Genomic DNA, 3745 nt, shown 5'->3' on the forward strand with positions numbered 1-3745 from the left:
AGATATTGCTACCAGGCCTCCAGGCCAATCAATACCGATGCTGCCGCCAGCATCCACCAGGCCGCCCGCCGCGCGCCCGGCGTGCTCAGCACCCAGCCCTGCAACGCCGCCGTGAATACAAAAAACCGTGGAATCACCAGCGCCTGCATAAAGCCCATGCGCCAGCCCGCCCCGCCGGTCCCCAGCAAGGGCAGCGGCAGCGAGCACAGCAACAGCCAGCCCCACCACAGCATCGCGGCCATGAACCAGGGTTGGCGCGCCCAGGCAAAGCCCCGCCCCCGCGCGCATTCGTACAAAAACAAAACATCCACCAGGCCAATGCAGATTTCCGCCAGCACCCAGGCATGCAGCAGCCCCAACGGAACAATCAGCGCCGCTGCCAGCGCGGCCTTGCGCATCCGCTCAGAGCGCACGCACGGCCGCTCCTCCGGTGTCCCTGGCCGCCATCAGGCCCTGATAATAGTCGATCCATTGCGCCGTCACCGCCTCCCGGGTGAATCCGGCCAGATACTCCGCATGCCCCTGCGCCGCGATTTTCTCCCGCAACGCCTTGTCATCCAGCACCTTGCGGATCGCCACGGCCAGGCCCGCGCTGTCATTCACCGGCACCAGCATGCCGTTCTCGCCATTGCGGATATACGCGCGCGGCCCGTCGCTGTCGCAGGCGACAAAGGGCGTCCCCGCCTGCCACGCATCCAGAATCACAGTCCCGAACGGCTCATAGCGCGAGGGCAGCACACACACATCGGCCGCACGCAGCAAGGCCCCGCGGTCAGTCCGCCAGCCCAGAAACCGCACCTGTCCCGCCACATCCAGCCTTTCGGCCAAAGCCTGCAACTCAGCCAGAATCGGCCCGTCCCCCGCGACCCACAGTACGCAGTCCGGCAGAAACGCCAGGGCATGCAGCATGGTGTCCAGCCCCTTCACCGGATGCAGCCGCGAGAGCGTCAGAAGCACCCGCGCCTCCGGCCGGGTCACCAGCGCCGCGCGGTCAATCGCCGGGGCGTCATCCACCGTGGGAAACGTCGGGATATACGCCGCCCGCTCCGCCGTCACGCCAGCCTCGTGCATATGCCGCACCAAATCGCGCGTCACGCCCACAAAACGGGTGCAATGCCCAAAATACCGCAGTTCCTCATAATCGCCGAACCAGCCGATCACCTCTGCCCGCTGGCGCGCCGAGGCGGGCACCAGGCTCGCGGCCCGGCGCATCCAGCAATGAATGATATCGGGCTTCTCGCGCGCGATCAGCCGGCGCATCCGCCACCATTGCAGTGGACGAAACGAATCCGCCAATACCTCCGGCGCCATGCGCAGCCCGGCCGCCGCCAGCTCCCCCGCGCGCGGCGCATCAGGGCGCATCACCACGCACTGGTCAATCCCTGCCTCATGCAGGCTGAGCATCACATCGGTCGAGTACAACTCGGCCCCGCCATTCCCCTTGCCCGCCATCACATGCAGAACGCGCATTTAAAAAACCCCTGCCAGCAAAGCCGGTAATGGCCGCTTATACCGTGCCTTACAGGCAGACGCCCGCCTTCACAAACCCCTCACGCCCGCACCTGCACATAGCTCCCTGGCGCATTCTCGATCGGCTTCAACTTGCCCTTGCCGGGGATTCGCGCCGGCACCCTGGTGCTGTCAAACCCGCTCACCCAGCGCTGCCAGTCCGGCCACCAGGACCCGCCAACCTCGGTCGCGCCGGTAAACCATTCATCCGGATTTGCCGGCAGTTCGGCATTGATGAAATGATTATACTTGCCCCCCTCGGGCGGATTGACCACGCCCGCGATATGGCCCGAGGCCGCCAGCACGAAACGCACCGGGCCGCCAAAATTCAACGCGCCCTTGTAGGTGCTGGTCCAGGGCGTGATATGGTCCTCCCGGCAGGAAAGAAAATAAACCGGAATATCAATCCTGCGCAGATCCACCGGCACGCCCTTCATCGCGATGCCGCCCGGCTGCGCGAGCAGGTTCTTCTGATACATATTGCGTAAATAAAACGAATGCATCGCCGGCGGCATGCGGGTCGCGTCCGAGTTCCAGTACAGCAGATCGAAGGGAAACGGCTCCTTGCCAAGCAGATAGTTGTTGACAACAAAACTCCAGATCAAATCATTCGCGCGCAGCATATTGAAGGTGGCCGCCATGTCAGCACCCTCCAAATATCCTTTCTTGAACATCTTCTCCTCGATGCTGCTCAACTGCTCCTCATCGATGAACACGCCAAGCTCCCCCGCATCGGTGAAATCGGTCAGCGTGACAAGAAACGTCGCGGCCTTTATCCGCTCATCCCCGGTCGCCTTCATATACCCCAGCGAGGAAGCCAGCAGCGTCCCCCCCAGGCAATAACCGATGGCGTTCACCTCGCGCATCCCCGTGGCTTTCTCGATCGCATCCAGCGCCGCGAGCACGCCCTCCACCATGTAGTCATCAAAATTCTTGTCCGCCAGCGTGGCGTCCGGGTTCACCCAGCTCACCATGAACACCGTATGCCCCTGGGACACCAGATAGCGCACCAGCGAATTCTTCGGCCGCAGGTCAAGAATATAAAATTTATTGATCCACGGCGGAAAAATCACCACCGGTCGGGCAAACACCGTCTCGCTCGCCGGGCTGTACTGGATAAGCTGCATCAACTCGTTCTGGTAGATAACCTTGCCTTCCGAAACCGCGATATTCCCGCCAACCTTGAAGGCCTCGGTATCAGCCATCTTGATCCGCAGATTGCCCCGCCCCTGTTCCAGATCGCTCAGCAGGTTGCTCAACCCCTTCACCAGATTCTCCCCCCCCGTCTCGCGCGTGCGGCGCAGCACCTCGGGGTTTGTCAAGGCAAAATTGCTGGGGCTGAGCGCATTGATGAACTGGCGGGAGTAGAAATCAATCTTCTGCGCGGTCTTGGGCTCCAGCCCGTCCACTTTCGTTACCACATCATTTATGTAGCGCGCCGAAAGCAGATACGACTGCTTGATATAATCAAAAATTTCATTCTGCTGCCAGGCCGGGTCGGCGAATCGCTTATCCTTCGGGTCGCTCTGGATCACCGGCTCCGATTCCATGCCCATAATCCGCCGCGTCGTATTCTGCCACAACGTCATATAATCGCGCCACAACCCCAGTTGCGCATGCACCATCTGCCCCGGATTGGCGAGCAGTTTGCTGGTCATCTCCAAAAACGCGCCACCCACATTCAGCGGATCCAGCTCCACGCCCTCCTGTGCCTGGCGGCGCAGCCAGTCGTTCACCAGGCGCTGCGAACGCGCGGCGATATCGGCCATGGAACGCCCCAACTGCTCGGCATCCGGCAGCTTTATGTCGGTTTCGTTCTGTCCGGTGGTTTGCGTCATTTATGGCTATCCTTTCCGTGGCGGCAGTTCTCAGGCAAACAACTGATATGCGTTTTTGCTTGCGGAGAAAATCCTGATGACATTTCGGCGGCTTGGTTCTGCGGTGTCTGTTGTTCTATCATTGTTCTTGGGCGGTTGTTCCGGTTCGTTAGGTTTGTACCACAGCCTTGAAGGTGGCGCGATTGCCCAGAACCGGCAACCCCCGCCAGGAGCGGACCAGCCCTACCCCAATCTCGCCGATGTGCCGCAAGCCCCGCCGCCAGCCGCGCCCGGCGCGCAAGCCGCTATCGCCGCGCGCGCGCGCGCCAGCACCCCCGGCGTCTCTCCGCCCTCGCCGGGTGCGCTGGCCGGGCTGGAACTGCCCGCCGCCCCGCCGCCGCTGCCCAACATCCCAGGGC

At 62.3% G+C, this 3745-nt stretch carries 3 protein-coding genes and 1 pseudogene; 1 reads left to right on the forward strand and 3 read right to left on the reverse strand.

Annotated elements, in window-relative coordinates; genetic code table 11:
* Window positions 1-8: 8 nt before the first annotated feature.
* The 3 genes from HKL97_RS10675 to HKL97_RS10685 all read right to left on the reverse strand — a co-directional run bounded on the left by HKL97_RS10675 (window position 9) and on the right by HKL97_RS10685 (window position 3347).
* Entirely contained in the window at window positions 9-413 is a 405-nt protein-coding gene (locus HKL97_RS10675; protein ID WP_291425141.1) for a hypothetical protein, read from the reverse strand.
* Window positions 403-1470, reverse strand: a complete 1068-nt coding sequence (locus HKL97_RS10680) for a glycosyltransferase (protein WP_291425143.1) — start codon at window positions 1468-1470, stop codon at window positions 403-405. The genes HKL97_RS10675 and HKL97_RS10680 overlap by 11 nt, the downstream gene beginning before the upstream one ends.
* Window positions 1471-1550: 80 nt before the next feature.
* Entirely contained in the window at window positions 1551-3347 is a 1797-nt protein-coding gene (locus HKL97_RS10685; protein ID WP_291425144.1) for an alpha/beta hydrolase, read from the reverse strand.
* A gap of 154 nt (window positions 3348-3501) precedes the next feature.
* Between HKL97_RS10685 and HKL97_RS10690 the strand changes: the two are divergent.
* Window positions 3502-3745, forward strand: a pseudogene (locus HKL97_RS10690) (hypothetical protein); the annotation flags it as partial.

The sequence above is a fragment of the Acidocella sp. genome (genome assembly GCF_013044125.1).
Taxonomy (GTDB): Bacteria; Pseudomonadota; Alphaproteobacteria; order Acetobacterales; family Acetobacteraceae; genus Acidocella.

Coding starts and splice junctions, on each gene's coding strand:
- HKL97_RS10680 (WP_291425143.1), bottom strand. CDS start 1,470: ATGCGCGTTCTGCATGTGATGGCGGGCAAGGGGAATGGCGGGGCCGAG.
- HKL97_RS10685 (WP_291425144.1), bottom strand. CDS start 3,347: ATGACGCAAACCACCGGACAGAACGAAACCGACATAAAGCTGCCGGAT.